The sequence below is a fragment of the Tatumella terrea genome (genome assembly GCF_039523755.1).
Taxonomy (GTDB): Bacteria; Pseudomonadota; Gammaproteobacteria; order Enterobacterales; family Enterobacteriaceae; genus Tatumella; species Tatumella terrea.
This window is the reverse complement of sequence record NZ_BAAAFX010000030.1, coordinates 1-662: the sequence shown is the minus strand read 5'-3', so window position 1 is coordinate 662 and position 662 is coordinate 1. Positions and strand designations below refer to the sequence as shown.

General features: G+C 37.6%; 1 pseudogene. It reads left to right on the top strand.

Annotated elements, in window-relative coordinates:
- Positions 1-586 (top strand): annotated as a pseudogene (locus ABD035_RS17565) (hypothetical protein); the annotation flags it as partial.
- Between the last annotated feature and the right edge of the window lie 76 nt (positions 587-662).

The window sequence follows — 662 nt, the reverse complement described above, 5'->3', positions numbered from 1 at the left end:
CGGTACTGTTTCCGGAGTGAATTATTTTTTTGTCGGTGATGGTGGCGAGCATATTTATAATGATTTGGATGTTTTTTTATTCAATTCACTTGCTCTAAAAAAAGTGCTTTCCAATTTAAGAATTGATATCTCATCAGATGAATTTATTGAGTTGAAACGTAAGGTTGAATTGGCATCAAGGACTGTTGGTAAGTATAGAGCAGCAGATTATAAACTAACCAAAGGAAATGTGGAAAAAAGCATTCTAAATGGTTTGGATATCACTAATTTTTTAGATTCCATCAATATAAAAATCGACGATGACGAGATAAAAGAGAGTATTCATCAGTGGTCATCCTCACTTGATATCGATGATTTAATTACCGAGGCAGAGAGTTTGGATAGATCCTTTCCTCAACCATGGGCGTTGTCTCGAGGACATGATATATCGCTCATTATATCGGCGCATATCTCTGAAAATTATAAGAAACCTTTTGTATCTCAGCCATATATAGAAGAAAGACTTCGTATCGGATGTGAGCTCCATGAACTGAAAAATACCCTCCCGGGTCAAAGCCTCATCACCTTTGGTGCCATAAACATCTAAATCAGTGAGACTGAAACAACCTATATCAGATAACAGCCCTCTTTCCCCGAGGGCTTTTTTTTGCAGCCGGCACAGA